Source organism: Janthinobacterium sp. CG_23.3, assembly GCF_046115965.1.
Classification (GTDB): domain Bacteria; phylum Pseudomonadota; class Gammaproteobacteria; order Burkholderiales; family Burkholderiaceae_D; genus Janthinobacterium.
Genome location: NZ_JBJXIB010000003.1, coordinates 37,536 through 62,999, shown reverse-complemented (window position 1 = coordinate 62,999; position 25,464 = coordinate 37,536). Strand labels below are relative to the sequence as shown.

The window sequence follows — 25,464 nt, the reverse complement described above, 5'->3', positions numbered from 1 at the left end:
GCATGGGACGCATATAGTCTCTCTCCAAGTGAGTGTGAGCACTGCTGCGTCGCTTCTGGCGTCGACGTCGTTAGTATTGCCGAACCGGAAAAACTTGGTTCCAACACGAACGATGATGCCCATTCAGCAATGGATTGTCAACCGATTTTGTATACAGCATTTGCGTATTAAAAGTATGGAATGCGCGCCGCGGCGGCGGCGGGGAGAGGTGCCGGCTCAACGGCGCATGCGCGCGCAAACCACGGGCGCAATCCTGGGGGCGGACCTGGAGGTCGGACCCCGGCTCATTGCCCGTGGTTTTTTGGACGTATCGGCCCGCCAATTTAACGGCATTTGCGGCGCCGGGTCAGCGGAAAAGAAAGCCCGCCAGCACCGTCGTGACGATCTCGTGGTCCTCGGCCTGCGGCAGGCCGGAAATGCTGATGGTGCCGACCATGCCGGTTCCCCTGAGTAGCAAGGGGAAGGCGCCGCCGTGGGCGGCGTAGTGCAAGGGGTCGAGGCCGGTGTGGGCGCTGAAGCTCAGGCCCCGGCTCAGATAGTAGTTGCCCATATAGAAGGAGCTGTGGGCGAAGCGCTGGACCACGTTGTTCTTGCGGCGTATCCAGTCCGCGTTGTCCGGCGTCGTCCCGTCCATCGCGTGCTGGAACAACTGCTGGCCGTTGCGGCTAATGTCAACCGCAACGGCTTGTCCCCTGCCCCGTACCGCCGCAACCAGGCGCGTGCCAATGTCCAGCGCGCTGTCGTTGCTGAAGCTGTCGAACTGCAATCTTTCCTCGTGTTCCAGCAAGCTTGCCAGCAGCTTGTCGTAGTCCATGCCCATTCACTTCTCCGATTCGCCGCCCAAAAGGGCATTGTACCGAATAAAGAAAAGCGCGAAGCCGCTGGCCCGGGGGGGCTTAACGTGGATGCGTCAGCGCGCGCACGGCCTTGAGGATCGCCTCGCTGGTGGCGGGCGCCTGCAGCGGCGGGTTGACCTTGCCGCCGGCGACGCTGGCGACCGCGTCGCGGATGGCGAAGAACACCGAGAACGGCAGCAGCAGCGGCGGCTCGCCCACCGCCTTCGAGCGGTGGATGCTGTCGGCGACGTTGCGGTTCTTGAACAGCTTGACGCGGAAGTCCTCCGGGCAGTCCGAAATGGCCGGGATCTTGTAGGTCGACGGCGCGTGCGTCATCAGCTTGCCGGCCTTGTTCCACCACAGTTCCTCGGTGGTCAGCCAGCCCATGCCCTGGATGAACGCGCCCTCTACCTGGCCGACGTCGATGGCCGGGTTGAGCGAGTTGCCGGCGTCGTACAGCGCGTCGGCGCGCAGCAGGCGCCATTCGCCCGTCAGCGTGTCGACGATGACCTCGGACACCGCCGCGCCGTAGGCGAAGTAGGAGAACGGGTTGCCGGTCATGGTGTCGCGGTCCCAGTGCAGGTTCGGCGTGGCGTAGAAGCCGTCGGACCACAGTTGCACCCGCGCCAGGTAGGCTTTCCCGACCAGGTCGGCGAAGGTCACGGTGACGCCGTTGACCTCGACGCGCTGGTCTGTGAAGACCACGTCGCCGGCCGCGCCGCCGTAGGTGGTGGCGGCGAACGCCGCCAGGCGCTCGCGGATTTGCCGCGCCGCGTCCTGCGCCGCCTTGCCGTTCAAGTCGGCGCCGGTGGACGCCGCCGTGGCCGAGGTGTTGGCGACCTTGCTGGTGTCGGTGGCGGTGACGCGCACCGAATGCAGCGCCACGCCCAGTTCGTGCGCGACCACCTGCATCACCTTGGTGTTGATGCCCTGCCCCATTTCGGTGCCGCCGTGGTTGACCAGCACCGAGCCGTCGACGTAGACGTGGACCAGCGCGCCGGCCTGGTTCAAATGGGTGACGTTGAAGGCGATGCCGAATTTGTGCGGCGTCAGCGCCAGGCCCTTCTTCAGCACCGGGCTGGTGGCGTTGAAGGCCTCGACGGCCTCGCGGCGGGCGCGGTATTGGCCGCTCTCCTCCAGCTCGGCGACCAGTTCGTGGATGACGTTGTCGACCACTTTCTGGCCGTATTGCGTGACGTTGCGGCCCTCGGCGTCGTTGCGGCCGTAGAAATTCACCTTGCGGATGTCGAGCGCGTCGCGGCCCAGCGTGCGGGCGATTTCATCGACGATGTATTCGATGGCGATGGCGCCCTGCGGCCCGCCGAAGCCGCGGAAGGCGGTGTTCGACTGGGTGTTGGTCTTGCCGCACATGGCCTTGATATCGACGTCGGACAGGTAGTAGGTGTTGTCGAAGTGGCAGACGGCGCGCGTCGCCACCGGGCCGGACAGGTCGGCCGAGAAGCCGGCGCGCGACACCATTTCCACTTTCGCGCCCAGGATCAGGCCGTTGTCGTCGTAGCCGACCTCGTAGTCGTAGTGGAATTCGTGGCGCTTGCCGGTGACCATCATGTCGTCGTCGCGGTCGGCGCGCAGCTTGACCGGGCGCTTCAGCGCCGCCGCGGCGATGGACGCGCAAGCGGCCCACAGGCCGGACTGCGACTCCTTGCCGCCGAAGCCGCCGCCCATGCGCCGGCATTCGACCTGCACCTTGTGCGAATGCACGCCCAGCGTGTGCGCGACGATGTGCTGCATCTCGCTCGGGTGCTGGGTCGAGCACAGCACGTGCATGCCCTGGTCCTCTTTCGGAATGGCGTAGGAGATCTGCCCTTCCAGGTAAAACTGCTCCTGGCCGCCGACGTTCAGCTGGCCGGCGAGCTTGTGCGGCGCGGCGTCGAGGGCGCGGCGGGCGTCGCCGCGTTTCAGCGACATCGGCGGCAGCACGAAGGACTGCGCCGCCTTCGCCTCCAACGGCGTCAGTATGGCCGGCAATTCCTCGTACACCACCTCGACCTTGCGCGCCGCGCGGCGGGCCTGGTCGTGCGAGGCGGCGACGACGATGAACATCGGCTGGCCGACGTACTCGACCAGGCCGTCGGCCAGGATCGGGTCGTCGTGGATGATCGGGCCGCACTCGTTGGCGCCGGGGATGTCGGCGGCGGTGTAGACCGCGACCACGCCGGAAGCGGCCAGCACGGCGTCGAAATGCATCGAGACGATGCGCGCGTGCGCCTTTTGCGACAGGCCCAGCGCCGCGTGCAGCGTGCCTTGCAATTCGGGCACGTCGTCGGTGTAGGTGGCCTCGCCCAGCACGTGCAGCACGGCCGACTCGTGCGGGTGCGACTTGCCCACTTCGGTCCAGTTGATCGGCGCCGTCGGCGTCAGCAGGAAAGCTTCGGTTTGTTTGTTCATATCATGTCTCCTGGCGTGCTCAAGCGTGGGCAAAGGCGTTGGTGGCGGACGCCGGCAACGGCGCGTCCGGCCGGGTTTCCAGCCAGAAGCGGCGCAGCAGGTTTTGCGCCGTCGTCATACGGTATTCTCCCGAGGCGCGCATGTCGGACAGCGGCGCGTAGTCGCGCGTCATCAACTCCATGGCGGCCTCGACGGCGGCCTCGTCCCAGACCTTGCCCTCCAGCGCCGCCTCGGCGTGGTCGGCGCGCTTCGGCGTGGCGGCCATGCCGCCGAAGGCGATGCGCACGTCGCGCACCGTGTTGCCGTCCAGCGTGGCCGAGAACGCGGCGCAGACGGCGGAGATGTCCTGGTCGAAGCGCTTGGCCAGCTTGTAGGTGCGGAAAATCAATTGCTCGGCCGGCAGGGGCACGCGCACCGCCTCGACGATCTCGTCCGGCTGCATGTCTTTTTTCTGGTACGCCAGGTAGAGTTTTTCCAGCGGCAGCACGCGGCGCCCGCGCACGCCGTTCAGCACCACCTCGGCGCCGAGCGCGATCAACCACGGCATCGAATCGCCGATCGGCGAGCCGTTGGCGACGTTGCCGCCCAAGGTGCCGGCGTTGCGGATCGGCAGCGAGGCGAAGCGTTTCCACATGTCGGTCAATTGCTCCGGGTACAAGGCGGCAATCGCGCCGTAGGCGTCGTTCAGGCTGACGCCGGCGCCCACTTCCAGCATGCCGTCGATGTTGCCCATGCGTTTCAGCTCGGCCACCTGGCCCAGGTAGATCACGTCGACCAGCTCGCGCATTTGCTTGGTGACCCACAGGCCGACGTCGGTCGAGCCGGCCAGGATGACCGCCTGCGGCCGGGCGGCGCGCAGCGCCAGCAATTCGGCCAGCGTGCGCGGCGCGTGGAAGCTCTGGCCGTCGTGGGTGTAGGAAAACGATTCCTTGCGTTCGATCGCGCGCAGCGCCGACGTCATGGCGTCGCGGTCGAAGCGTTGTTTGGGTAATTCGCACATGCGTTGCGCCGCCTGGATGAGGGGACGGTAGCCGGTGCAGCGGCACAGATTGCCGGACAGGGCCTCGTCGATTTGCTTACGTTCGGGAATGTTGTCGTCGTCTTCGTGCTTCAGGTACAGGTCCCACAGCGACATCACGAAACCCGGCGTGCAAAAGCCGCACTGGGAGCCGTGGCACTCGACGATGGCCTGCTGCACCGGGTGCAGGGTTTGCTGGTTCTTCAAGTCTTCCACCGTGAACAGCGCCTTGCCGTCCAGCGTGGGCAGCATCTGGATACAGGCGTTGACGGACTTCATGCGCACTTCGCCGTCCTGCAATTCGCCGATGACGACCGTGCAGGCGCCGCAATCGCCCTCGGCGCAGCCTTCCTTGGTGCCGGTGCAATGCAAGTCCTCGCGCAGATGCTGCAGCACGGTGCGCGTGGGCGAGGCGTTCTCGACGCTGTGGGTGCTGCCTTGGTAGAAAAAGCGGATTGGTTCTGACATGAAATCTCCATCGTGTATTTTTTATAGAGACTGCTGCATATCGCGCGGCCCGGCGCGCCTTTGCACTACAGCTCCTGACACTTTCAGATTACCATCCGCGCCAGGCAGCGCCATATGCGAATTATGATTCTGGGTATCAATGCGGGGGTACAAGGGGGCACGTTTTAAACAAACGGCGCAACTACGCGGCCAGACCCCCGGGGGGCTAGCCGCGTAGTTGCGCCGTTGTTGTTTTTTGCGCCGGCGCGACGCCGGCTTTGATGGGCGGGGCCGGCTCCGACGGAGACGGCCCCGCTTTGACGCGGTCTTAGTGACCGGCGAGGTAGATGAACTTGAACATGAAGACGCCGGAGATGATGGCGGCCAGCGCCGACACTTGCTTGACGCGGCCAGTCAGTACTTTCAGCACGACGTAGGTGATGAAGCCGAACGCGACGCCGTTGGCGATCGAGTAGGTGAACGGCATGATCAGCGCGGTAACGGCCGCCGGCACGCTTTCGGTCGAGTCTTCCCAGTCGATTTCCACCAGTTCGCGCAACATCAGGCAGGCCACGTAGAACAGCGCGGGCGCGGTGGCGTAGGACGGCACGGTGCCGGCCAGCGGCGAGAAGAACAGGCAGGCCAGGAACAGCACGGCCACGGCAACGGCCGTCAAGCCGGTGCGCCCGCCCACTTGCACGCCGGCCGCGCTTTCGATGTAGGCGGTGGTGCTGGAAGTGCCGAGGAAGGAGCCGGCGACGATCGCGGTGCTGTCCGCCAGCAAGGACTTGTTGAGGCGCTCCATTTTGCCGTCTTTGAGCAAGCCGGCGCGGTTGGCCACGCCCATCAGGGTGCCGGTGGCGTCGAACAGTTCGACCAGGAAGAACACCAGCACGACGTTCAGAATACCCATCGACAGCGCGCCCATGATGTCGAGCTGGAACAGCGTTGGGCTGATCGACGGCGGCGCCGAGACCACGCCCATGAATTTGTTTCCGCCAAACAGGAAGCTCGCGACGGTGACGGTCAGGATGCCGATCAGGATCGCGCCGCGCACTTTCAGGCGGTCCAGCGCGACGATGATGAAGAAGCCGATGATGGCCAATACCGGCGCCGGGGCGTGCAGGTTGCCCAGCGTGATCAGCGTCGACGGGTTGCCGACGACGATGCCGGCGCTTTTCAGGGAGATAATCGCCAGATACAAGCCGATACCCACGGTGATCGCCGTGCGCAACGATTGCGGGATGGCGTCGATGATCATTTCGCGAATCTTGAAGACGCTGACGATGATGAACAGGCAACCGGAAATGAACACGGAACCCAGCGCAACCTGCCACGGAATGCCCATGCCGATGACGACCGCGTAGGCGAAGTAAGCGTTCAGGCCCATGCCGGGGGCCAGCGCGATCGGATAGTTTGCGTACAGACCCATGATCAGCGTGCCGATCGCCGCCGCCAGGCAGGTCGCGACGAACACCGAGTCTTTCGGCATACCCGCATCGCCGAGGATGGACGGGTTAACAAAGATGATGTAAGCCATCGTCAAGAAGGTGGTGAGACCGGCGAGCAGCTCGGTGCGAACGTCGGTCCCGTTATCCTTCAGTTTAAAAAATTTCTCCAAGAATTCCATTTCAATCTCCTAATTATTATCAACATCACATCCCATACGCAGTCTACAGTTTTCTGTTCGCAAGTCGGGTGATGTAATGTCGCTCACATCCGGGTCCGGTAGATACTGCTGGCCGACATATGCGGTATTGCGATCCGATGATAGTGGCAGGACACATAGATTTCCACAATGAAATTTTCGCGCCGCAACGGCCTTGGCTGGCACCGGGGGGGGCCTTACGCCGCGGGTTTGCCGACTAGCCCTGCCACGGCTTGGATTATCCCCCACCGCGCCCTGCCACGCCACAAAAAACACACACCCCAACATTGCCCCCAAATATTGTATACAATCTTCGAATACCGGAATATAATTTAATCAAACAAGAATGGAGGAGCGACGATGTCTGATAGCAAAGAAAGAAACGCGTCTTGCGGCGCCACAATCATGCGCTGGGCCGAGCAACTGGCGTGCCACAGCGAATCGCCCGGCCTGCTCACGCGCACCTACCTGACCACCGCGCACCGCAGCGCGGCGGCCCAGCTGGCGCAGTGGATGACGCAGGCCGGCATGACGGTGCGCCAGGACGCCGCCGGCAACGTCATCGGCCGCTACGAAGGCAGCGCGCCGGACGCGCCGGCGCTGCTGACCGGTTCGCATTTCGATACCGTGCGCAACGCCGGCAAGTACGACGGCAACCTGGGCATCCTGCTGCCGATCGCCTGCGTCGGCCAGTGGCACCAGCAGCAACGGCGCTTCCCCTTCGCCATCGAAGTCGTCGGTTTCGCCGAGGAGGAAGGCGTGCGCTTCAAAGCCACCCTGCTGGGCAGCCGCGCCATCGCCGGCACCTTCGACACCGCCGTGCTGGAAAAGCGCGACGACCAGGGCCAGAGCATGCGCGAGGTGATGGCCGCGGCCGGCTTCGACGCCGGCGAGCTGGGCCGCGCCGCCTTCAAGCCGGAACACGTGCTCGGCTTCATGGAGGTGCATATAGAACAAGGGCCGGTGCTGTTGGATGAAGACCTGGCGGTCGGCGTCGTCACCGCCATCTCCGGCGCCTCGCGCTTCCTGGTCGCCGCCAACGGCCTGGCCGGCCACGCCGGCACGGTGCCGATGAACCTGCGCCGCGACGCCGCCATGGCCGCCGCCGAAATCGGCCTGTATATCGAAAAACGCTGCTCCGGCGTGCCCGGCCTGGTCGGCACCGTCGGCCAGTTCGACGTGCCCAACGGCGCCGCCAACACGGTGCCGGGCAAGGCCGTCTTCACCATCGACATCCGCGCCGAGAGCGACGCCGTGCGCCTGGCCGCCGTCGCCGACGTGGTGCGCGAAATGCCGCTGATCGCCGCGCGCCGCGGCGTCACGCTCGACGTCAACCGCACCCACGAGGCGGTCAGCGTGCCCTGCGCCGGTTGGCTGCAGGAGCAACTGGCCGGCGCCATCGCCAGCGCCGGCCTGCCGCTGCGGCACCTGCCGTCCGGCGCCGGCCACGACGCCATGGCGATCGCCGCGCTGACCGACGTGGCGATGCTGTTCGTGCGCTGCGGCAACGGCGGCATCAGCCACCACCCGGACGAAACCATGACGGCCGACGACGCCGCCACGGCCGCCGCCGTGTTCAGCCGCTTCGTCGAACAGTTTTCACCCCGCAAATAACAACACAACGGCGCCGCCCACGGCGCCACGACCAGCAACATTGCCCTTGAGAGAGATACCATGAGAGACGACATGAGCACCACCACCCTGATCGACGGCTTCACCCTGACCGCGGCCCAAGTGATCGCCATCGCCCGCGACCCGGCCATCAAGGTCGGCCTGGCGCAATCGTCGCGCGACGCCCTGAAGGAAAGCCGCGACTATATCGAGGCGACCTGGATGCACGACGAAGCGCCGATGATGTACAGCTTCAACACCGGCGTCGGCCTGCTGAAGGACACCCGCGTCAAGGTCGAAGACATCGTGCTGTTCCAGACCCAGTTGATCCGCGCCCACGCGGCCGGCATGGGCGAGCCCTTCGCCGAGGACGTCAGCCGCGCCACCATGCTGCTGCGCGCCAACGCCTTCGCCTCGAACTACTCGGCGCCGCGGGTCGAGGTGGTCGACCGCCTGCTGGCCTTCGTCAACGCCGGCATCCACCCGATCATGCCGCAAAAAGGCTCGGTCGGCGCCTCCGGCGACTTGGCGCCGCTGGCCTATCTGGCCGCCGCCATCGCCGGTTTCGACGAAGCCGAAGTGATGTACCAGGGCAAGCGCATGCCGGCCGCGCAGGCCATCACCGAAGCGGGCATCGGCCCGGTCAAGTTCGACTTGAAGGCCAAGGACGCCTCGGCGCTGATCAACGGCTGCACCGTGTCGCTGGCGGTGGCGGTGCTGGCCGCGCACGACGGGCGCAACCTGTTGTCGGACGCCTGCCTGTCGCTCGGCCTGACGCTGGAGGCGATGCGCGCCGAAATGGCCGCCTTCGATCCGCGCATCCACCAGGCCCGCCCGCACGCCGGCCAGATCAAGACCGCCGCCGTGATGCGCAACCTGCTCGACGGCTCGACCCGCACCACCCACGAGGCGCGCGCCGTGCAATTCCCGGGCGAGCTGCGCCGCACCGACATTCCGTACAGCGCGCGTATCCAGGACGTCTACTCGCTGCGCTGCTCGCCGCAGGTGTACGGCCCGGTGTTCGACGCGCTCGACTATATCGACAACATCGTCGTCAAGGAAATCAACTCGGCCACCGACAATCCGCTGATCTTCGGCAAGGACGGCGGCGGCTTTGAAATCATTTCCGGCGGCAACTTCCACGGCCAATACCTGGCGCAGGCGATGGACTTGCTGGCGATCTCGATCGCCGACCTGGGCAGCATCTGCGAGCGCCGCGTCGCGCGCCTGATCGACCCGACGCTGTCGTGGGGCCTGCCGCGCAACCTGATGAGCGGCACGGCCGGCGTCAACACCGGCTACCCGGTGGTACAGTGCTCGCTGAGTTCGCTGGTGATGGAAAACCGCACGCTGTGCATGCCGGGCAGCGTCGACAGCATCCCGGCCAAGGGCAACAGCGAAGACCACGTGTCGAACTCGACCTGGTGCGCGCGCAAGGCCGCCACCGTGGTGGCAAACACGCAATATATTGTCGGAGTGGAAATGCTGCTGGCGGCGCAGGCGCTGACGATGACGGAAGACCTGCTGCCGGGCTTCGTGCTGGGCAAGGGCACGCAGGCGGCGTACGAATCGGTGCGCAGCCAGATCCCGGCTTGCCTGGACGGCGACCGCTGGTTCCACAACGACATCGTGGTGGCGCAATCGTTCGTCACCACCGGCTCGGTGCGCCGGGCTGTGGAAGCGAAAATCGGCGCCTTCGTCTGATCGGCGCGGCTGCCGCGTCGGCCCGGCATATGGCCGGGCCGACGCGGCAGCGCTGGAATATCCGTAGTGATCAGTAATGATCAGTAGTTGAGGGCCGACGAGCCGTCGGCAAAGCAGGCGTCGTAGCAGCGCGTGCACTGCGCGCAAAACAAATGGGCGACGCGCACGTCGTGCTGGCGCAGCACCAACTTCAAATGCCGCCCGGTACAGACCGGACAAGTCTCGCGCATGTCGCCCTGGGTCAACACGTCCTCGGCGACATACACGTCGTCGCAACGCGCCCCGACCACCACCGCCAAGGGGTCGAGCTCCTTCAACATCAGCGGCGGCATCTTCACTTGCGGGTCGCGGTGCTCCGCCACCGCGCGTTCGGTCGGGCGCACTTTTTCGTCTTGCTCCATATTTTCTCTCCTGTTGCTGCAGGACACGCCGCTGTAACGGTGTTTTATATGCGGCTGGGGAAGTTAACCTTAGTCAATTAACGCCGCACCCGCAAGCAATACGTGCATAAACTTGACATGATCTTGCGCAATACTGCTGCTGAGTTCGCTCAATAGCAGGCTGCGCGCTTACGTACCGGGCCGGCTGTCGTGCGCGCCGGACGCCAGCATGGCCAGCGCCACCTTGCGCGCCTCGGCCGCCGCTTCCTCCTCGCTGTGGAACACCACGCCGACGGCGACGCGCTGGTGCGGGAAAATGCTATTGCGATGCATCGGGTTCGGCGACGGCCCGTAGATGGTCAAGTGGGCGCCCCAGCCCTCGCCGAGCGGCAGCGGCACGCCGGCGTACTCGATGTCGTATTCGCCAAAGTGTTCGGAATGCATAGCGCGTCCTTCCAAGGCCGGATGGTGAGCATGAGCTTAGCACGCGACGCCAATCGGCGAAGCGCGGCAGGCACCGATCTATACCAAACCCCGGCCGCTGGCGTCCTGAGCAATCCGATAGCCGACTGCCGCCCTACTCCGCCGGCTTGAACGCCCACCACCGACTACCGGCGAAATTCCACGCCAGCCCGATCGCCGTCGCCAGAATCTGCGCCAGCCAGTAGTTCCAGCCCATGTTCTGCACCAGCGCCCACATCAAACCGGTGTTCATGCACCAGCCCAGGCCCAGCAGGGTGAAGTATTTGCTGGCGGCCTCGCCGTGCGTTTTACCGCTCTCGAACGTGAAGAAATAGTTGAGGATGTAGTTCACCACCGAACCCAACACATAGCCCACCGCGGAGGCGGCGGCGGCGCTCACCCCGGTCAACTCGACGCCGACCCACAGCACGGAATATTGCACCGCGGTACCGGACGCGCCGACGGCGGCGAAGTGGAGAAACTGGCGTTGGACGGACATCGGAGCTTTCTTTCAAAGACCTGCACGCAGAATTCTTGCGGGTGAATAATATAGCAAAACGACAGCGATCCTCGCAAGCGCCCGTCCACACCGCACAAGCGTGGAATGGCGATGCCAGCGGCTCGCGGCAGCTATAGGCGAAAAAAAACACCCGGATTGCTCGCGAGTGCTTTTTCATACTACGTGTTCTGGCTCCCCGACCTGGACTCGAACCAGGGACCTGCGGATTAACAGTCCGTCGCTCTACCAACTGAGCTATCAGGGAAAAGAGGCCGCATTATATACGGCGAAATTCCGCTTGTACAGATTCCGGGGTGAAAAATTTTACCCACGCCGGAAATGCCGTTCGCCGCGCCAGCCTGCGCCAGAAGGCCAGCAACATTGTCGACTGGAGACTGGACGTGCCGCGCACGTCAAGCCGGGGTCAGACCTGGAGGTCCGACCCCGGATCCGTCGGCGCGTAGTCGACCACCAGCACCTTCGCCAGCGACGGCTTGAGCAGCTCGACAAAACGCAGGTGCGCCGGGTCGATCAGGTAAGCGTCGCGCCCCGCCGCGTCGGCGAAGGTCAGCGTGAAGCAGTCGGTGAAGCCGTCGGCCAGGCCTTCCGGGCTGACGTTGACGCCGCATTCGAAATGGCGCACCTGCGGGATGTACTCCTTCAGCAGCGCGAATTCACGCCTCAGCAAGGCGACCTGTTGCTCGGTAGCGTCGTCGCGGAACGCGCACAATACGATGTGGCGCAAGCCCTCTGTCTGGTTCATGCTCATCTCCTCACGTTTACGCGATCAGGATCGCGCGGAAGTCGTTAACGTTGGTGTGGGTCGGGCCGCACACCACCAGGTCGCCCAGCGCCGCGAAAGCGCTGTAGGCGTCGTGCCGGTCCAGGTAGCCGCGCAGGTCGACGCCGCCGGCGCGCGCCCGTTCGGCGCTGTCGGCCAGCCATAGCGCGCCGGCGTTGTCTTCGCTGCCGTCGACGCCGTCGGTGTCGCAGGCGATGGCGTTGATGCTGCGCTCGCCGCGCAGCGCCAGTCCCAGCGCCAGCAGGAACTCGACGTTGCGCCCGCCCCGGCCCGGCTTGACGGCGCCGAAGCTGACCTTGGTTTCGCCGCCCGACAGCAGCACGGCCGGACCGGCCAACGGTTCGCCGTAGTGCTTCGCCGACAGCGCGATGCCGGCGTGGACTTCGGCCACCTCGCGCGCCTCGCCCTCGATACAGTCGCTCAGGATCAGCGGCGTCAAGCCCAGCTCCCTGGCGCGGGCGGCGGCCGCGCGCAGACTTTGCATCGGCGTGGCGATCAACTCGGTGCGGCAATGCGCGAAATCGCCCGGCGGCGCCGTCGCGGCCGCCAGCGCGGCGCGCACGTGCGCCGGCAGCGCCACGCCCAGGCGCCCGGCGATGGCCAGCGCGCTTTCCTCGTCGCTCGACGGCGCCACGGTCGGGCCGGAGGCGACCAGCGCCGGGTCGTCGCCCGGCACGTCGGAGATCACCAGCGTCAGCACCTGCGCTGGCCACGCGGCGGCGGCCAGGCGGCCGCCCTTGACCTGCGACAGCGCCTGGCGCACCCGGTTCAGTTCGCGGATGGTGGCGCCGGCCTGGAACAGGTCGCGCGTCAGTTGCTGTTTGTCTGCCAGGCTGATGCCCGGCACCGGCTCAACCAGCAGGGCCGAGCCGCCGCCGGACATCAGGCTGATGACCAAGTCGTCGGCGCTCAGGCCGGCCAGCGCGGCGCGGATCTCGCGGGCCGCCACGATGCCGTTCTCGTCGGGGAAGGGATGGGCCGCCTCCAGCACGCGGATGTGCCGGCACGGCACGGCGTGGCCGTAGCGTGTGACGACCACGCCTTCGAGCGGGCCGGGCCAGGCCGCTTCAAGCTGCGCCGCCATTTCCGCCGCGGCCTTGCCGGCGCCGATGACGATGGTGCGCCCGCGCGGTGGCGGCGGCAGGAACAGCGGCAGGCGCTTCGACGCTTGCGCGGCGGCGACCGCCGTGTGAAACAGGTCCAGCAGAATGGCGCGAGGAGTCATGGTTTTGTATAGTAAAGGTTGGTACCGCGAACGTGCGATGCAAACGTGTATTGCGCCGGTGTTAGCCGCACTTGGGCGCCCTGGCCATGTCGGCCACCTGCCGCGGCGCCGCGGCGTCGCTCATCGCGGAACGGAAATACGCGTGTGCCACCCCAATAATCTCACCTTTGACGGCATCCGTGGTGGCGCGTTCGAAGTAGGCAGACTGGAATCCGATATGAAGATTCATCAAAGATAGTTGTCGGCCGCGCTATGGCAGCGCTGCGCCGGCTGCCAACACCACTGCGTTCACCTCTCTCTTATGTTGGCTTAAACAAACTTCTCGATACGGCGCCGGTATCGTAACCCGGGATTATGATCAAATTCCCACCCAATCTCGCTCTCGACGTTTGCGGCACAGTTATGGATATATGCCGCCGCGCTTTACCGGCAGCCCGCCAAGCGCTCGGCATACCAATCGGGAAAGCCGTACTCCCGCGCCACCGCCACCAGGCGTTCCTGATAGGCGCGGTCGGTTGGCTGGCTGTCGCGCGCCGGCGGGATGTAGCACAGCGCCGGCTGCAGCGCCCCGTCCCGCGTCTCCACCAGCAGCGCTTCCGGCAGGAAGGCGCCGACACCGTCCATCGCATAGAGCCGGTCCAGCTCGGCGTGGCTGGCGCGCACCAGGACGCCGTAAATGGCGTGCCGGTCGGAGCGGCGGATATTGGCGTGCGGATCGAGATGAATGTCGAAACCGTTCAGTTTGGCAACCTCGATGTGATCCGGTTGGAAGCCGCCGCGCGCCATCACCTCGCGGCGCATGAAACTACCGTAGAAGAACACCGCGACGCGTTTCACCGCCGGTGGCGACGCGCCCTCGGAGTCTGGCTGGCTTGAATATTTGTCGTTTTGCATGTTGGCGCCTTGAAGTGGAATAGGGAACTCCGATACTATGTCGGCATGACAAACCCCGAACGCCAAGATATATCGCCGGTACGCCATGACGCGGATCCGTGGAGCGTGCTGGCGAAAAACCATCCGCAGGGCAGCGTGCTGGCGCGGCACCAGCACCGCGCCGGGCAACTGATCTACGCCACCGCCGGCGTGATGCAGGTCGACACCGGGGATGGCCGCTGGACGGTGCCGCCGCAGCGCGCCCTGTGGGTGCCGCCGCAGCATCCGCACGCGATCCAGATGTTCTCCGACACGCACATGCGCACCGTCTACCTGCAGCCGGCGCTGGTCGAGCAATGCGCCGGGTTCGCGCGCCACGGGCAGGTGCACGCGGTGGTCGCATCGCCACTGATCAGGGAACTGGTACTGGGATTGTTCGACGCGCAGCGCCGCCACGAGATGCGCGCCCAGATGGCCGCCTTGTTGCCGCACGCCTTGGGCGAAACCCCTGCCCTGCCGACCTACTTGCCGATGCCGAGCGACGCCCGGCTGCGCGAGGTGCTGACGGCGCTGATGGCGGCCAACGACTGGCTGTTGCCGATGGACGCGGTGGCGGCGCGCGCGGCGATGTCCGGGCGCACCTTCACCCGGCGTTTTACGGCTGAAGTGGGCCTGAGTTTCCGGCAATGGCGGCAACGCGCACGCATCATCGCCTCGCTGGACTTGGTGGCGGCGCATCGTTCCACCAAATTCATCGCCCACGCAATGGGCTTTGCGAACGCCGCCGCCTATGTTGCGGCGTTCCGCGAAGTGCTGGGCAGCCCGCCGGGCTTGTTTCGAGGCTTAACGTAAGTCGTCGGAGCGCTGTTGCGCGGGACGCGCGGCGGATCTTGCCGAGTCTCGTTTCCCTTCGGAATTGAGTGCTATTTCTTCCAGCGGCGAGACGGCCGGGCCGTGCAACACCGCGCCGTCCGTGCCGAAACGCGAAGCATGGCATGGACAATCCCAAGAACGCTCAGCCGAATTCCAATGCACCACGCATCCAAGATGGGTGCATTTCGCCGATAGCGCACGCAGTTCGCCTTGCTCGTCGCGGAAAACCGCCAGCTTGCGGGCGCCGTCCCGGACAATCGCGCCCGCGCCGGCGGCAATCTCTTGCACCGATTCCACTTCTCCGCCCGTCACCCATTCGCCATATTGCGCCAGCGTGTTGGCCTGTTCCATGACAAAGTCGGCGAGTCCGTGTGTTACCTTGCGCGCCGGATCGTAGATCGACCTCCAGGGATTGTCGCGCTCCATGATGAAATCGCTCACGAGCATCGCACCTATCGTGCAATGCGTCATGCCATTGCCCGAGTCCCCGGTGATGATGTAGACATTCTTGTTATCCATCGGATTGCGCCCTAAATAAGCCGCACCGTCCGACGGCTCCATGACCTCGCCGGACCAGCGGTATTCGACCGACTGCGCCATGGGGAAGCGATGCCGCACCCAGCGTTCGATGTCGTCGTAACGGTGTTCCGGGTGCGCATCCTGGCCGACCTTGTGGTCGGCGCCGCCGACGACGAGAATGTCGTGATCGGCAGCGCGGTCGGCGGATTCGAGCCGCACGTAGTAATACGGATCGCCCGTATCCCACAGTAAGATGCGCGGGACCGTTCCCTTGGGAACCCGCATGCCGATGACATAAGTGCGGTAGCCGGTTTGCTTCGTATGCATGACAACCCGGTCGTTGAACGGCGTATTGGTGGCGACCACGACCGCCCTGGCACGAACCTTTCCGTGCGTCGTGCCGACCACCTGAACCTCGCGGTTGCCGTCGATGCTGGTGGCGCGCGTACCGCAGTAAATTTGCCCACCGTTGCGGACGAAAGCCTGTGCCAGTCCGCCCAGGTACTGCAAGGGATGACATTGCGCCTGCTTACTGTAGCGCACGCATGGTCCGGTGTCGAAGCTCAAGCCCGGAACCCGCTCCAGCTGCTCAACCTCCACGCCGGCACGCCGCGCCGCCGCGTATTCCTTGTCCATTTCCCGGAAGCCATTGCCGGACGGCGTGTACAGATAACCGTCGAGACGATCGAATGCACAGTCGATCTGCTCGCGCTGAACAATGGACTCGACCAAATCGATGGCACCCGAAAAGCTACTGGCAATAAGCTTGGCGGAGTCGGTCCCAAACGCTTTTTCAACATCGACATACCATTCGTCCGGCGGGAAAAAATGCGCGGTGGTCCGGCCGGTTTCGCCGGCGCCGATTCCCAGCGCATCAATCAACACCACCTCGCGCCCCTCCCGGGACAGCAGATAGGCCGTGGTCAGTCCGGCGATGCCGGCGCCGATAACACACACGCTGGTGTCAAGGTCGCCGGCCAACGGCGGGTAGGCGGGAACAGACGCGGTGTCCATCCAGATCGAGGTGGACGCGCCATTGGTAGCTGCCAGCATGATTCTTCCTTTCGATCCAGCACAGGCGAAACGTGATTTTTCAAAAAGGAAATCACGGTAGACGTGCAAATCCAGTTATTCATAGATAGACCATGGCGCGCGCGATTAGTTTAGTAAAAATAGGATGCTGCGCATGGCCGACAGCTGGTCGGCGGGCTACGGCGCCTTCGCTTCCTACATGGCGCCGTCCCTTCTGACCGACAAAATCTGACGCGCGGGCGCCCTTACTGCGGGGCCCGCATATCAGCCAGAGGACTCATTACGTCGTCGAGGATGGCGACTGTATCGCCTGCAGCACGGTCAGGATAGCGCTCAGTTCCGCGGTCACCGGTGCATTGAGCTGCTGTAGCGGTAGGCGTGGAACGCCGGCGTTGATCCCCTGGAGCCGCAGACCAGCCTTGACGGACGTTGGCAGACCGATTCGTACAATAAACTGCAGCAGCGGAAGCAGTCGATCGAAGGTGACGCGGGCGCCCTCGACGTCGTTGCCTTTAATCGCCCGGTACAACGCAAGCGGAAGCTCGGCATTGAGGTTCGGCGCAGCCGTACACCAGCCAGCGGCTCCCGCGTTCAACGCCGCAAAGGCGAGTGGATTGCTGCCGTTGTAGAACGGGATGGTGCCATTCGTAAGCTGACGGAGGCGGTGCATCCGCTGGAGGTCCCCGGTGCTTTCCTTGACCATCGTCACGCTCGGCACTTCGCGGCAAATTTGCGCGATGAGTTCAGGGGACATATCGACACCACTCGTTGCCGGGTTGTTGTACAGCATAATCGGCAGCGCTATCGCGTTGCCGATCGCTGCGTAGTGCGCAATGATTTCGGTGTCGCCCAGCTTCCAGTATGAGACTGGCAGCACCATGACGGCATCGGCGCCAACTCGCTCCGCGAAGCGAGCCCGCCGGACGGCGTTGCCGGTCGTCAGCTCCGAAATACCGACGACGGTCGGGACGCGCTTGGCGACGACATCGACAGCGATTTGCGCTGCCAACTCCCACTCATCGTCGCTGAGATACGCGCTCTCGCCCGTGCTGCCGAGCGGCGCGATAGCATGCACGCCGCTATCGATCAGGCGATTGATCAACTGTTTGAGCATGTCGCCGTCGACGCTGCCGTCCTCCTTGAATGGCGTGACCGGGTAGGCAATAATTCCTTCAAATTTTTTGTGCATGGTGAACTCTCGTATCAAATAAGGCAATCGGCATGTTGGCGAAGTGCACGCCGGGCATAGTAGTTAAAGGCGACCGTATTGCGCTTATCGGTCGATATCCAGTCGTGCGCTTCCTTCGCCAGCGCAGGGGGAATCGGCTTAACCTCGCCTGCGGCCATCGCCAGCAGCTGTAATTTGGCGGCGCGCTCGATCAACAGAGCCAGCACACAGGCTTCTTCGATGGATTTTGCGGCGATCAGTTGGCCGTGATGGGCCAGCAAAATAGCGCGCTTACCACCCAGGGCCGTTGCGATGATCTCGCCCTCCTCATTCCCCACCGGAACGCCAGGCCAAGTCTTCAGAAACGCACAATCCTCGTAAAGCGGCGTTGTGTCCATGTGAGATATTTCAAGCGGCACCTCAAGCATCGACAGCGCTGCGATATGCGCGGGGTGGGTATGCACGATGCAGTTAACGTCGGGGCGTTGGCGATAGATCCAGGTATGGAAACGGTTCGCTGGATTAGGGATGCCGCTGCCGGCGACAAGCTCCAAGTCTTGGTCCACCTGGATCAGGCTCGAAGTCGATATTTCGTCGAAACCGAGGCCCAACTGCTGGGTGTAGAACGTGTCGGGCTGTTCAGCGCGGCAGGTGATTTGCCCGGCGAGACCGGAGTCATGCCCGCCGTCGTAAAGAATACGGCAGGTCAGCGCGAGCTTCTGACGCATCGACCATAAGCTTTCGCCGACGCCCTTATCGAGGCGTCGCTGGGCGATGGAAACAAGTTCCTTTTTAGACATTTCAAGAGTATTAGCCATGTGTAGCTCCAAAAAAATGCGAACGGATGGGGTGCCCTTGACATGCCTATAACAACTTGCCAAGGACACCTTGAGCCAAGTATGACACCTTGTGTCATATGGTACAATACATTTTTGGGGGAATTTTCGATGTCCATTCGACTTAAACTGCTACGAAAACAAAAAGCTTGGTCGCTTGAGGCACTTGCTGAGCGCACCGAGTTGACGAAGAGCTATTTGTCGAAGGTCGAGCGGGGCTTGAGCGTGCCTTCGATTGCCGTGGCAATCAAACTGTCGCGCGCACTGGACGTCGATTTGGAAGAGCTGTTCTCAGATCAGGTGTCGCCCACCGAAATCAGCATTACGCGAGCCAGTGAGCGTACTTCCCTCAGCGCGGCGCAAACCGACAAGCCATCGGTGCAAAGCATCGCTTCCGGGGCCGCCTCCAAGAGAATGCTTCCCTTTGTCGTCTATCCGCCAAGCGAATTCGTCGCATCCGCATTCAAGGAGCACGAGGGCGAGGAACTGCTTTTCGTTCACAAAGGCGCTATAGAGGTGGCGTTCCCAACTGGTAACGTCGAACTCCAGGCCGGGGATTCGCTGTATTTCAATGCGCTCATTCCACACAAAACCCGTAGCATCGGCCCAGTACAGGCGGAAGTTCTGGTCGTTGTCAGCCACGAAGATGATTGAGTCGGATACCACTGACTGAGTACGCTCGCTTGCGTGCCAATCTCCATGGTGAAAATCGGCATATGGCTAGCCAGCCTCACCCTTCACAGGTGGGGCGGCTGGAGGCATACGAGCGAATTGGCTTTCGAAGGGGCTGACGGAAACGGCGCGGCGTTCGCGCGGGTAGCCAGGGCGGTCAACTTGACCGGGTCGATCTTGCCAGCAAATTAAGACGGGACCTGAATAACCAGATTTCCGCGGAATCCCTCCTGCTCGCCTTTACTCAAGTAGCCCAGAGGATTGGCGACAACCCGACACGTCCAAGGCCGTCCATCTTGGTTGCCTTGAACGATATAGTCATTCATGCAATGAAGGTGCCCGTGCATCCACACGTCGGCGAGCGGAAAAAGGTCGTCCAGGGCATTGCAGAATCCCGCCGTACCCGGCGTCAGGCCGTATCGCGGGTCGGCGCTCAGCAGCGTGGGGGCGAAATGCGTTACCGCTATGGTTGTGCCGTCGAACGGCACGGACAGCGCGGCGCGAAGCCAAGCCTGGCATGCGAGCGACATGTCACGAATACCCTCGGCCAGCAGAGGCTCGCCACCTTTCAGCGTCGTGTTCTTGCTTAAATAGTAGTTTGCCGCGCGGTAGGCCTTGCTGAGCATTTGCATTTGCTTGGTCGGCGTTTTTTCCTTGCCGGCGAGTGCCTCGAAATCGCTCCATAGCGTGGTGCCAACGAAACGAACGCGTCCGAGCGTGACGACTTCGCGGTCCAGCCAGGTGATACCGAGACGCTCACACGTCTGGCGCAGGCGAATATACGTTTCATCGAACTCAAGCGTGTCGAATTCGTGATTGCCCGGCACGAACAGGACTGTGGAACACGTTGAGTCCGGCCGCAAAGGTGAAAATCGTTCGAGGCCGAAGTCGCCGGTCTCCAGACGCGAGCCCGCTTGATAGGAGCCGATATCGCCGGCCAGCACCACGACGTCGACGTCGGTAGCGATACGGGGGCGGAAGTCGGGATAACGTTCGAGATGGAGGTCTGAGAATAACTGTATGCGCATAGTTCGCCAGTATATAAGACTTACCTAAGACTTACCCGTCTCCCCCGGCACAACACCCGCCGTTTGGCGTAAACGACAAAGGCCTTCCGAGGAAGGCCTTTGTATTCACGCTGCGTTCTGGCTCCCCGACCTGGACTCGAACCAGGGACCTGCGGATTAACAGTCCGTCGCTCTACCAACTGAGCTATCAGGGAAAAGAGGCCGCACTATAACGCATCGAATTGAAATTTGCAAAAAAAACCGCGCCGTAGCGCGGGATCTCAGGCGACGGCAAGCCCCGTCGTTTTGAGCCGCCGCTTCCTTGCGTCGTGCGATGGCGCCAAGCAGCGCCAAACCGGCCAGCAACATGCCGTAGGTCTCGGCTTCCGGCACGGCGGGGGTGACCGCGATGTTGTCCAGAGCGGCGCCAAAAGCGGAGTTGCTGCTGTCGACGGACAAATGCAGCTTGCTCATCGCGCTGATGGCCTTGAAGGTGAAACTCCGGCTCGTCCAGCCCATGTTGCCGTGCGACCTGCCGGAATGTCGAAGGTGAAGGTGTGGTCGCCGGTGACGCCGACGGTGATGATCTTCTGAGCGCCAGGAATAGCGAACGGCCACGCTTGAGCTCACGGCCGGGTCGCTTGCTCGGCATGGAAGGCGCGGTGAAGCTGCTCCACGAAGGACGGCGCCTCGGGCAGGGGCGCCGAGCCGATGCGGCGCAGCGCCACGCCCGGCGTCCAGGAATTCATGACCACCGCCCCGGCCAATGCCGGCAGGTCGGCCCGCGTCACCTCTTGGTCGCGTTGGCGACGCCGAGGCGTGCCAGTTGCCGGCGGACGATGCCCATCGCAGTGCCTGCCAGCATGTCGGCGATGGGCCACACCACCGCCTCGCCGTCCCAAAAAGTCATATTCCAGATGGAGCCTTCGCTGAGGCGGCCGCGGCGATCAAGGAAAGCGGCGGCGTCGAAACCCCGTTCGACGGCTTGGCGCAGATAGTATGTCTTGGCCACTTCGCCGACGTGCTTCACGGCCGGCAGCACGCGCTATGATCCAGTACGTTTGAGTGGCGAAGTTATCCCGGAGACTACGGAATCTCGGTGTTCTCGAAAAGTCGGATGGCTTCGTCAAAATCGGAAGCAAGATTCTTCTCGTCAAATTCAACGCCAAGGTGCTTCAGCTTATCAAGCATGAGGACGAACCCCTCCCTCAAATGCTTACTTAGGAATCGCTTCAGCTCATCAGTTGACACTCCTTGCCACGTTTCGTTTGACATGAAAATATCGACCGTTGCCGTACCCGCCCTCCGCCCGGCAACATTATCGCATCCAACCTTTTCCCAATACCCAATCTCGCCATCGACACGCAAAACGAAGCCTAAATCTTTTAATTTCTTGCCATAGCCCCTTGAGCATTTAGCGGACAAGGCACGGTTAATGCTTCTGTGCAACGGAGCGAGCGCCTGATGGGCTGCCTTATCTCCGGCCTGCATTCCCATATCCACATAGGATTGCTCTTTATCGTTACTCATAACTGCCACCCTTTAGCTTTCCAGCCCATTTTTCCTTGAAACAGTACCCTCAGAGCGCTCGAGAATCAACGTAACAGACCTGACCAATCCTCGACAAATGGGTGACGCACTGTGAGCAGCTTTAACGGCTCGCCCTAACAGCCGCAGAGTCTTTGGCGCGCGTCGGCGGTGGCGTGCCGGCCCAAGCGGTGGCAATGGTGCGATGGGCGGCGCAAATACGCAGGCGAAAAAAATGGCTACGATTGCTCGTAACCATTTCCTTTTAATTCTGGCTCCCCGACCTGGACTCGAACCAGGGACCTGCGGATTAACAGTCCGTCGCTCTACCAACTGAGCTATCAGGGAAAAGAGGCAACATTATATACTTCTTAAGCGCATCATCAAGCGTTCCGATGACGCCCTTTCGTCGGCGTTTTTGTTACCCTTTCGGATCAATCTTGCGACTGTATCCGAAGAAGCAATATCTTAAAGGACTTTGGCGATCGCGTCAATAACCTTGTCGATATTGCCCATGTTCAAAGGCGCGACGCAGATACGGCCGGTGTCGACGGCGTACACCGAGTGCTCGCGCGCCAGCGTCTCGACCTGGGCCTTGGTCAGGCCGGAGTACGAGAACATGCCGACTTGCTTGTTGACGAAGTCGAAATCGTGGGCCGGGGCCTTCTCTTTCAACTTGCTGACAAACGCTTCGCGCATTTCGCGGATGCGCACGCGCATCGCGGCCAGCTCGTCTTCCCACAGCTGGCGCAGTTCCGGCGTGGTCAGCACGGTGGCGACGACCTTGCCGCCATGCACGGGCGGGTTCGAATAGTTGGTGCGCACCACGCGCTTCAGCTGCGACAGCACGCGCGCCGCTTCTTCGGTGCTGGCGGCAACCACGCTCAGCGCGCCGACGCGCTCGCCGTACAGCGAGAACGACTTCGAGAACGAGTTCGAGATCAGCAGCGGGCCGCCGGCCGCGACGAAGCGACGCACCACGGCGCCGTCTTCGGCGATACCGGCGCCGAAGCCCTGGTAGGCCATGTCGAGGAACGGGATCAGGCCGCCGGCGCTGACGGCGGCGATGACTTCACCCCATTGGTCGGCGTTCAGGTCGGCGCCGGTCGGGTTGTGGCAGCAGGCGTGCATCAGCACGATCGAACCGCGCGGCATCGCCCGCAGGTCGGCCAGCATGCCGTCGAAGTTCACGCCGCGGGTGGCCGCGTCGTAGTAGGCGTAGTTGTTGACGACGAAACCGGCGCTTTCGAACAGCGCGCGGTGGTTTTCCCAGCTCGGGTCGCTGATGTACACTTGCGCGCCCGGCGCGAAGCGCTGCAGGAAGTCGGCGCCGATTTTCAGCGCGCCGGTGCCGCCGATGGCCTGCACGGTGACCGCGCGGCGCTCTTGAATAACCGCGCTGTCGGCGCCAAATACCAGTTCTTGCACGGCGGCGTCGTAGGTGGCCAGGCCGTCGATCGGCAGGTAGGTGCGCGGCGCCGCTTGTTCGATCAGGATCGCTTCGGCCTTGCGGACGCACGAGAGCAGCGGAACTTTGCCGTTTTCGTCATAATAGACGCCGACGCCAAGATTGATCTTGGCAGGGTTTTTATCAGCGTTGAAGGCTTCGGTGATGCCCAGGATCGGGTCACGTGGGGCCATGTCGATGGCACTGAACAGGCTGGCGGGAGCGGAAGGATTCGTCATGATAAGATTGGATTCGATTGGGAAGCAGGGTTCGCAGCGGATTGCTGACAGCGTCTCCAATAAGCGTCGCCAGCAGAGCACTATTCTAACAAAGGTCTGATTCGTATGGCTGATTTATCCTTAGCAAATGACGCGACCCCGGTCGTGGTGTCGTTCCCCGACTCGCCGTTCAAGCTGCACCAGCCGTTTTTGCCGGCCGGCGACCAGCCGAGCGCCATCGAGCAGCTGTGCGAGGGCATCGGCGACGGCCTCGCCTACCAGACCCTGCTGGGCGTGACCGGCTCGGGCAAAACCTACACGATGGCCAACGTCATCGCCCGCATGGGCCGCCCGGCCATCATCTTCGCGCCCAACAAGACGCTGGCGGCCCAGCTCTACAGCGAGTTCCGCGAATTCTTCCCGCAGAACGCGGTCGAGTACTTCGTCAGTTACTACGACTACTACCAGCCCGAGGCCTACGTGCCGCAGCGCGACCTGTTCATCGAAAAGGACTCGTCCATCAACGAGCACATCGAGCAGATGCGCCTGTCCTGCACCAAGTCGCTGATGGAGCGGCGCGACGTCGTCATCGTCGCCACCGTGTCGGCCATTTACGGTATCGGTAATCCGAAGGAATACCACCAGATGATCCTGACGCTGCGCGTCAAGGACCGGGTCAGCCAGCGCGACGTCATCGCCCGCCTGATCCAGATGCAGTACACGCGCAACGAGGTCGATTTCGGCCGCGGCACCTTCCGCGTGCGCGGCGACACCATCGACATTTTCCCGGCCGAGCACGCCGAACTGGCGGTGCGCCTGGAGATGTTCGACGACGAGATCGAGTCGATCCAGCTGTTCGACCCGCTCACCGGGCGCGTGCGCCAGAAGATCCCGCGCTTCACCGTCTACCCCGGCTCGCACTACGTGACGCCGCGCGCCACCGTGCTGCGGGCGATCGAGACCATCAAGGACGAGCTGCGCGAGCGGCTGGAATTCTTCCGCCAGGAGAACCGCCTGATCGAAGAGCAGCGCCTGGAGCAGCGCACCCGCTTCGACCTGGAGATGATGGCCGAAATCGGCTTCACCAAGGGTATCGAGAACTACTCGCGCCACCTGAGCGGCGCCCTGCCCGGCGAACCGCCGCCGACGCTGGTCGACTACCTGCCGCCGGACGCGCTGATGTTCCTCGACGAGTCGCACGTGCTGATCGGCCAGCTCAGCGCCATGTACAACGGCGACCGTTCGCGCAAGACCAACCTGGTCGACTACGGCTTCCGGCTGCCGTCGGCGCTCGACAACCGGCCGCTGCGCTTCGACGAGTTCGAGTCGAAGATGCGGCAAACCGTGTTCGTCTCGGCCACCCCGGCCGACTACGAGAAGCAGCGCGCCGACCAGGTGGTCGAGCAGGTGGTGCGCCCAACCGGCCTGGTCGACCCGCAAATCATCGTGCGCCCGGCCAGCAGCCAGGTCGACGACCTGATGTCGGAGATCGTCGACCGCGTCAAGAAGAACGAGCGCGTGCTGGTGACCACGCTGACCAAGCGCATGTCCGAGCAGCTGACCGATTACCTGGGCGACCACGGCATCAAGGTGCGCTACCTGCACAGCGACATCGAGACGGTGGAGCGGGTCGAGATCCTGCGCGACCTGCGCATCGGCACCTTCGACGTGCTGGTCGGCATCAACCTGCTGCGCGAGGGCCTCGACTTGCCCGAGGTGTCGCTGGTGGCGATCCTCGACGCCGACAAGGAGGGCTTCCTGCGCTCCGAGCGCAGCCTGATCCAGACCATCGGCCGCGCCGCGCGCAACCTCAACGGCACGGCGATCCTGTACGGCGACCGCGTCACCGATTCGATGCGCCGGGCGATCGACGAAACCGAGCGCCGCCGCAACAAGCAGATCGCCTTCAACAGCGCCAACGGCATCACCCCGGTCGGCGTCAAGAAGAGCATCAAGGAGCTGATCGACGGCGTCTACAGCCCGCAGGAGGCGCGCGACAACCTCGAAGTGGCGCAGGAGGCGGCCAAGTACGAGGCGATGAGCGAGAAGCAAATCAGCAAGGAAATCAAGCGCCTGGAAAAGCTGATGATCGACCACGCCAAGAACCTGGAGTTCGAAAAAGCGGCGCAGGTGCGCGACCAACTGCACCTGCTCAAGCAGCAGCTGTTCGGCGCGCCGGGCAGCGACAACGTCGCCTCGCTGCTGGGCTCCTAAAAACAGCGGTGGCGCCCCAATGCCGCCAAATGAGTTT

At 63.3% G+C, this 25,464-nt stretch carries 22 protein-coding genes, 3 tRNA genes and 2 pseudogenes; 5 read left to right on the top strand and 22 right to left on the bottom strand.

The window, feature by feature from the left end:
* Positions 1-346 precede the first annotated feature (346 nt).
* The 4 genes from ACFDR9_RS02280 to ACFDR9_RS02265 form a co-directional block, all read right to left on the bottom strand.
* Positions 347-820 carry a heme-degrading domain-containing protein gene (locus ACFDR9_RS02280; RefSeq protein WP_026132391.1) on the bottom strand — a complete coding sequence of 158 codons (474 nt, stop codon included), beginning with the start codon at positions 818-820 and terminating at the stop codon, positions 347-349.
* 76 nt (positions 821-896) lie between these two features.
* The gene (gene xdhB / locus ACFDR9_RS02275; RefSeq protein ID WP_409029909.1) at positions 897-3,245 is read right to left on the bottom strand and encodes a xanthine dehydrogenase molybdopterin binding subunit; all 2,349 of its coding nucleotides are present in this window, start codon (positions 3,243-3,245) and stop codon (positions 897-899) included.
* Positions 3,246-3,264: 19 nt separating this feature from the next.
* On the bottom strand, positions 3,265-4,731 hold the full coding sequence (gene xdhA / locus ACFDR9_RS02270) for a xanthine dehydrogenase small subunit (protein ID WP_017874642.1): 1,467 nt from the start codon (positions 4,729-4,731) through the stop codon (positions 3,265-3,267).
* 307 nt (positions 4,732-5,038) lie between these two features.
* Positions 5,039-6,340 (bottom strand): NCS2 family permease, encoded by a 1,302-nt coding sequence (locus ACFDR9_RS02265; protein WP_409029908.1) that lies wholly within the window; start codon positions 6,338-6,340, stop codon positions 5,039-5,041.
* A 378-nt stretch (positions 6,341-6,718) separates the two neighbouring features.
* Between ACFDR9_RS02265 and ACFDR9_RS02260 the strand changes: the two genes are divergently transcribed.
* Positions 6,719-7,972 carry an allantoate amidohydrolase gene (locus tag ACFDR9_RS02260; protein ID WP_409029907.1) on the top strand — a complete coding sequence of 418 codons (1,254 nt, stop codon included), beginning with the start codon at positions 6,719-6,721 and terminating at the stop codon, positions 7,970-7,972.
* Positions 7,973-8,044: 72 nt separating this feature from the next.
* Positions 8,045-9,673: a histidine ammonia-lyase gene (gene hutH, locus ACFDR9_RS02255; RefSeq protein ID WP_017874639.1), complete on the top strand. Its 1,629-nt coding sequence runs from the start codon at positions 8,045-8,047 to the stop codon at positions 9,671-9,673.
* Positions 9,674-9,753: 80 nt separating this feature from the next.
* Here the strand turns inward: hutH and ACFDR9_RS02250 are convergent, their stop codons facing one another.
* The 8 genes from ACFDR9_RS02250 to ACFDR9_RS02215 all read right to left on the bottom strand — a co-directional run bounded on the left by ACFDR9_RS02250 (position 9,754) and on the right by ACFDR9_RS02215 (position 13,935).
* Complete coding sequence (locus ACFDR9_RS02250) at positions 9,754-10,074, bottom strand: hypothetical protein (protein WP_017874638.1); 321 nt, start codon at positions 10,072-10,074, stop codon at positions 9,754-9,756.
* A gap of 168 nt (positions 10,075-10,242) precedes the next feature.
* The gene (locus ACFDR9_RS02245) at positions 10,243-10,497 is read right to left on the bottom strand and encodes a hypothetical protein (protein WP_409029906.1); all 255 of its coding nucleotides are present in this window, start codon (positions 10,495-10,497) and stop codon (positions 10,243-10,245) included.
* Between the two features lie 133 nt (positions 10,498-10,630).
* Positions 10,631-11,014 carry a GtrA family protein gene (locus tag ACFDR9_RS02240; RefSeq protein ID WP_017874636.1) on the bottom strand — a complete coding sequence of 128 codons (384 nt, stop codon included), beginning with the start codon at positions 11,012-11,014 and terminating at the stop codon, positions 10,631-10,633.
* 189 nt (positions 11,015-11,203) lie between these two features.
* Positions 11,204-11,279 (bottom strand) — tRNA-Asn (locus ACFDR9_RS02235).
* A 159-nt stretch (positions 11,280-11,438) separates the two neighbouring features.
* Positions 11,439-11,777: a Dabb family protein gene (locus tag ACFDR9_RS02230; RefSeq protein WP_409029905.1), complete on the bottom strand. Its 339-nt coding sequence runs from the start codon at positions 11,775-11,777 to the stop codon at positions 11,439-11,441.
* Positions 11,778-11,793: 16 nt separating this feature from the next.
* Complete coding sequence (locus ACFDR9_RS02225) at positions 11,794-13,041, bottom strand: glycerate kinase (RefSeq protein ID WP_409029904.1); 1,248 nt, start codon at positions 13,039-13,041, stop codon at positions 11,794-11,796.
* 61 nt (positions 13,042-13,102) lie between these two features.
* Positions 13,103-13,270 carry a hypothetical protein gene (locus tag ACFDR9_RS02220; protein ID WP_409029903.1) on the bottom strand — a complete coding sequence of 56 codons (168 nt, stop codon included), beginning with the start codon at positions 13,268-13,270 and terminating at the stop codon, positions 13,103-13,105.
* A 194-nt stretch (positions 13,271-13,464) separates the two neighbouring features.
* Entirely contained in the window at positions 13,465-13,935 is a 471-nt protein-coding gene (locus ACFDR9_RS02215; protein ID WP_409029902.1) for a gamma-glutamylcyclotransferase family protein, read from the bottom strand.
* 105 nt (positions 13,936-14,040) lie between these two features.
* Between ACFDR9_RS02215 and ACFDR9_RS02210 the strand changes: the two genes are divergently transcribed.
* The gene (locus ACFDR9_RS02210) at positions 14,041-14,766 is read left to right on the top strand and encodes a helix-turn-helix domain-containing protein (RefSeq protein WP_017874631.1); all 726 of its coding nucleotides are present in this window, start codon (positions 14,041-14,043) and stop codon (positions 14,764-14,766) included.
* Here ACFDR9_RS02210 and ACFDR9_RS02205 read toward each other — a convergent pair.
* The 3 genes from ACFDR9_RS02205 to ACFDR9_RS02195 all read right to left on the bottom strand — a co-directional run bounded on the left by ACFDR9_RS02205 (position 14,758) and on the right by ACFDR9_RS02195 (position 18,324).
* Complete coding sequence (locus ACFDR9_RS02205; RefSeq protein ID WP_409029901.1) at positions 14,758-16,359, bottom strand: FAD-dependent oxidoreductase; 1,602 nt, start codon at positions 16,357-16,359, stop codon at positions 14,758-14,760. The genes ACFDR9_RS02210 and ACFDR9_RS02205 overlap by 9 nt on opposite strands.
* A gap of 259 nt (positions 16,360-16,618) precedes the next feature.
* Complete coding sequence (locus ACFDR9_RS02200) at positions 16,619-17,527, bottom strand: dihydrodipicolinate synthase family protein (RefSeq protein ID WP_409029900.1); 909 nt, start codon at positions 17,525-17,527, stop codon at positions 16,619-16,621.
* A 14-nt stretch (positions 17,528-17,541) separates the two neighbouring features.
* Positions 17,542-18,324, bottom strand: coding sequence for an aldolase (locus ACFDR9_RS02195; protein WP_409029899.1), 783 nt, complete (start codon positions 18,322-18,324; stop codon positions 17,542-17,544).
* Between the two features lie 129 nt (positions 18,325-18,453).
* Between ACFDR9_RS02195 and ACFDR9_RS02190 the strand changes: the two genes are divergently transcribed.
* The gene (locus ACFDR9_RS02190; protein ID WP_409029898.1) at positions 18,454-18,996 is read left to right on the top strand and encodes a helix-turn-helix domain-containing protein; all 543 of its coding nucleotides are present in this window, start codon (positions 18,454-18,456) and stop codon (positions 18,994-18,996) included.
* Between the two features lie 206 nt (positions 18,997-19,202).
* Here the strand turns inward: ACFDR9_RS02190 and ACFDR9_RS02185 are convergent, their stop codons facing one another.
* The 7 genes and pseudogenes from ACFDR9_RS02185 to ACFDR9_RS02155 all read right to left on the bottom strand — a co-directional run bounded on the left by ACFDR9_RS02185 (position 19,203) and on the right by ACFDR9_RS02155 (position 23,234).
* Positions 19,203-20,042 (bottom strand): metallophosphoesterase, encoded by an 840-nt coding sequence (locus ACFDR9_RS02185; protein ID WP_409029897.1) that lies wholly within the window; start codon positions 20,040-20,042, stop codon positions 19,203-19,205.
* 118 nt (positions 20,043-20,160) lie between these two features.
* Positions 20,161-20,236: transfer RNA gene (locus ACFDR9_RS02180), tRNA-Asn, on the bottom strand.
* A 97-nt stretch (positions 20,237-20,333) separates the two neighbouring features.
* Positions 20,334-20,620, bottom strand: a pseudogene (locus ACFDR9_RS02175) (PEP-CTERM sorting domain-containing protein); the annotation flags it as partial.
* 27 nt (positions 20,621-20,647) lie between these two features.
* A pseudogene (locus tag ACFDR9_RS02170) lies at positions 20,648-21,066 on the bottom strand (aminotransferase class IV); the annotation flags it as partial.
* Positions 21,067-21,107: 41 nt separating this feature from the next.
* Positions 21,108-21,551, bottom strand: a complete 444-nt coding sequence (locus tag ACFDR9_RS02165) for a hypothetical protein (RefSeq protein ID WP_409029896.1) — start codon at positions 21,549-21,551, stop codon at positions 21,108-21,110.
* Positions 21,552-21,820: 269 nt separating this feature from the next.
* Positions 21,821-21,896 (bottom strand) — tRNA-Asn (locus ACFDR9_RS02160).
* A gap of 120 nt (positions 21,897-22,016) precedes the next feature.
* Complete coding sequence (locus tag ACFDR9_RS02155; RefSeq protein ID WP_017874618.1) at positions 22,017-23,234, bottom strand: amino acid aminotransferase; 1,218 nt, start codon at positions 23,232-23,234, stop codon at positions 22,017-22,019.
* Between the two features lie 105 nt (positions 23,235-23,339).
* Here ACFDR9_RS02155 and uvrB point away from each other — a divergent pair, with 105 nt between their 5' ends.
* Positions 23,340-25,427 carry an excinuclease ABC subunit UvrB gene (gene uvrB / locus ACFDR9_RS02150; RefSeq protein WP_409029895.1) on the top strand — a complete coding sequence of 696 codons (2,088 nt, stop codon included), beginning with the start codon at positions 23,340-23,342 and terminating at the stop codon, positions 25,425-25,427.
* Positions 25,428-25,464: the final 37 nt, after the last annotated feature.

What these genes read in the sequence shown, in the direction of transcription:
- ACFDR9_RS02280 (WP_026132391.1), bottom strand. Translation starts at nt 820, where the DNA reads ATGGGCATGGACTACGACAAGCTGCTGGCAAGCTTGCTGGAACACGAG.
- uvrB (WP_409029895.1), top strand. Translation starts at nt 23,340, where the DNA reads ATGGCTGATTTATCCTTAGCAAATGACGCGACCCCGGTCGTGGTGTCG.
- ACFDR9_RS02190 (WP_409029898.1), top strand. Translation starts at nt 18,454, where the DNA reads ATGTCCATTCGACTTAAACTGCTACGAAAACAAAAAGCTTGGTCGCTT.
- ACFDR9_RS02195 (WP_409029899.1), bottom strand. Translation starts at nt 18,324, where the DNA reads ATGGCTAATACTCTTGAAATGTCTAAAAAGGAACTTGTTTCCATCGCC.
- ACFDR9_RS02230 (WP_409029905.1), bottom strand. Translation starts at nt 11,777, where the DNA reads ATGAACCAGACAGAGGGCTTGCGCCACATCGTATTGTGCGCGTTCCGC.
- ACFDR9_RS02220 (WP_409029903.1), bottom strand. Translation starts at nt 13,270, where the DNA reads ATGAATCTTCATATCGGATTCCAGTCTGCCTACTTCGAACGCGCCACC.
- xdhA (WP_017874642.1), bottom strand. Translation starts at nt 4,731, where the DNA reads ATGTCAGAACCAATCCGCTTTTTCTACCAAGGCAGCACCCACAGCGTC.
- hutH (WP_017874639.1), top strand. Translation starts at nt 8,045, where the DNA reads ATGAGCACCACCACCCTGATCGACGGCTTCACCCTGACCGCGGCCCAA.
- ACFDR9_RS02215 (WP_409029902.1), bottom strand. Translation starts at nt 13,935, where the DNA reads ATGCAAAACGACAAATATTCAAGCCAGCCAGACTCCGAGGGCGCGTCG.
- ACFDR9_RS02225 (WP_409029904.1), bottom strand. Translation starts at nt 13,041, where the DNA reads ATGACTCCTCGCGCCATTCTGCTGGACCTGTTTCACACGGCGGTCGCC.
- ACFDR9_RS02205 (WP_409029901.1), bottom strand. Translation starts at nt 16,359, where the DNA reads ATGCTGGCAGCTACCAATGGCGCGTCCACCTCGATCTGGATGGACACC.
- ACFDR9_RS02165 (WP_409029896.1), bottom strand. Translation starts at nt 21,551, where the DNA reads ATGAGTAACGATAAAGAGCAATCCTATGTGGATATGGGAATGCAGGCC.
- ACFDR9_RS02265 (WP_409029908.1), bottom strand. Translation starts at nt 6,340, where the DNA reads ATGGAATTCTTGGAGAAATTTTTTAAACTGAAGGATAACGGGACCGAC.
- ACFDR9_RS02200 (WP_409029900.1), bottom strand. Translation starts at nt 17,527, where the DNA reads ATGCACAAAAAATTTGAAGGAATTATTGCCTACCCGGTCACGCCATTC.
- ACFDR9_RS02185 (WP_409029897.1), bottom strand. Translation starts at nt 20,042, where the DNA reads ATGCGCATACAGTTATTCTCAGACCTCCATCTCGAACGTTATCCCGAC.
- ACFDR9_RS02245 (WP_409029906.1), bottom strand. Translation starts at nt 10,497, where the DNA reads ATGCATTCCGAACACTTTGGCGAATACGACATCGAGTACGCCGGCGTG.
- ACFDR9_RS02155 (WP_017874618.1), bottom strand. Translation starts at nt 23,234, where the DNA reads ATGACGAATCCTTCCGCTCCCGCCAGCCTGTTCAGTGCCATCGACATG.
- xdhB (WP_409029909.1), bottom strand. Translation starts at nt 3,245, where the DNA reads ATGAACAAACAAACCGAAGCTTTCCTGCTGACGCCGACGGCGCCGATC.
- ACFDR9_RS02250 (WP_017874638.1), bottom strand. Translation starts at nt 10,074, where the DNA reads ATGGAGCAAGACGAAAAAGTGCGCCCGACCGAACGCGCGGTGGCGGAG.
- ACFDR9_RS02260 (WP_409029907.1), top strand. Translation starts at nt 6,719, where the DNA reads ATGTCTGATAGCAAAGAAAGAAACGCGTCTTGCGGCGCCACAATCATG.
- ACFDR9_RS02240 (WP_017874636.1), bottom strand. Translation starts at nt 11,014, where the DNA reads ATGTCCGTCCAACGCCAGTTTCTCCACTTCGCCGCCGTCGGCGCGTCC.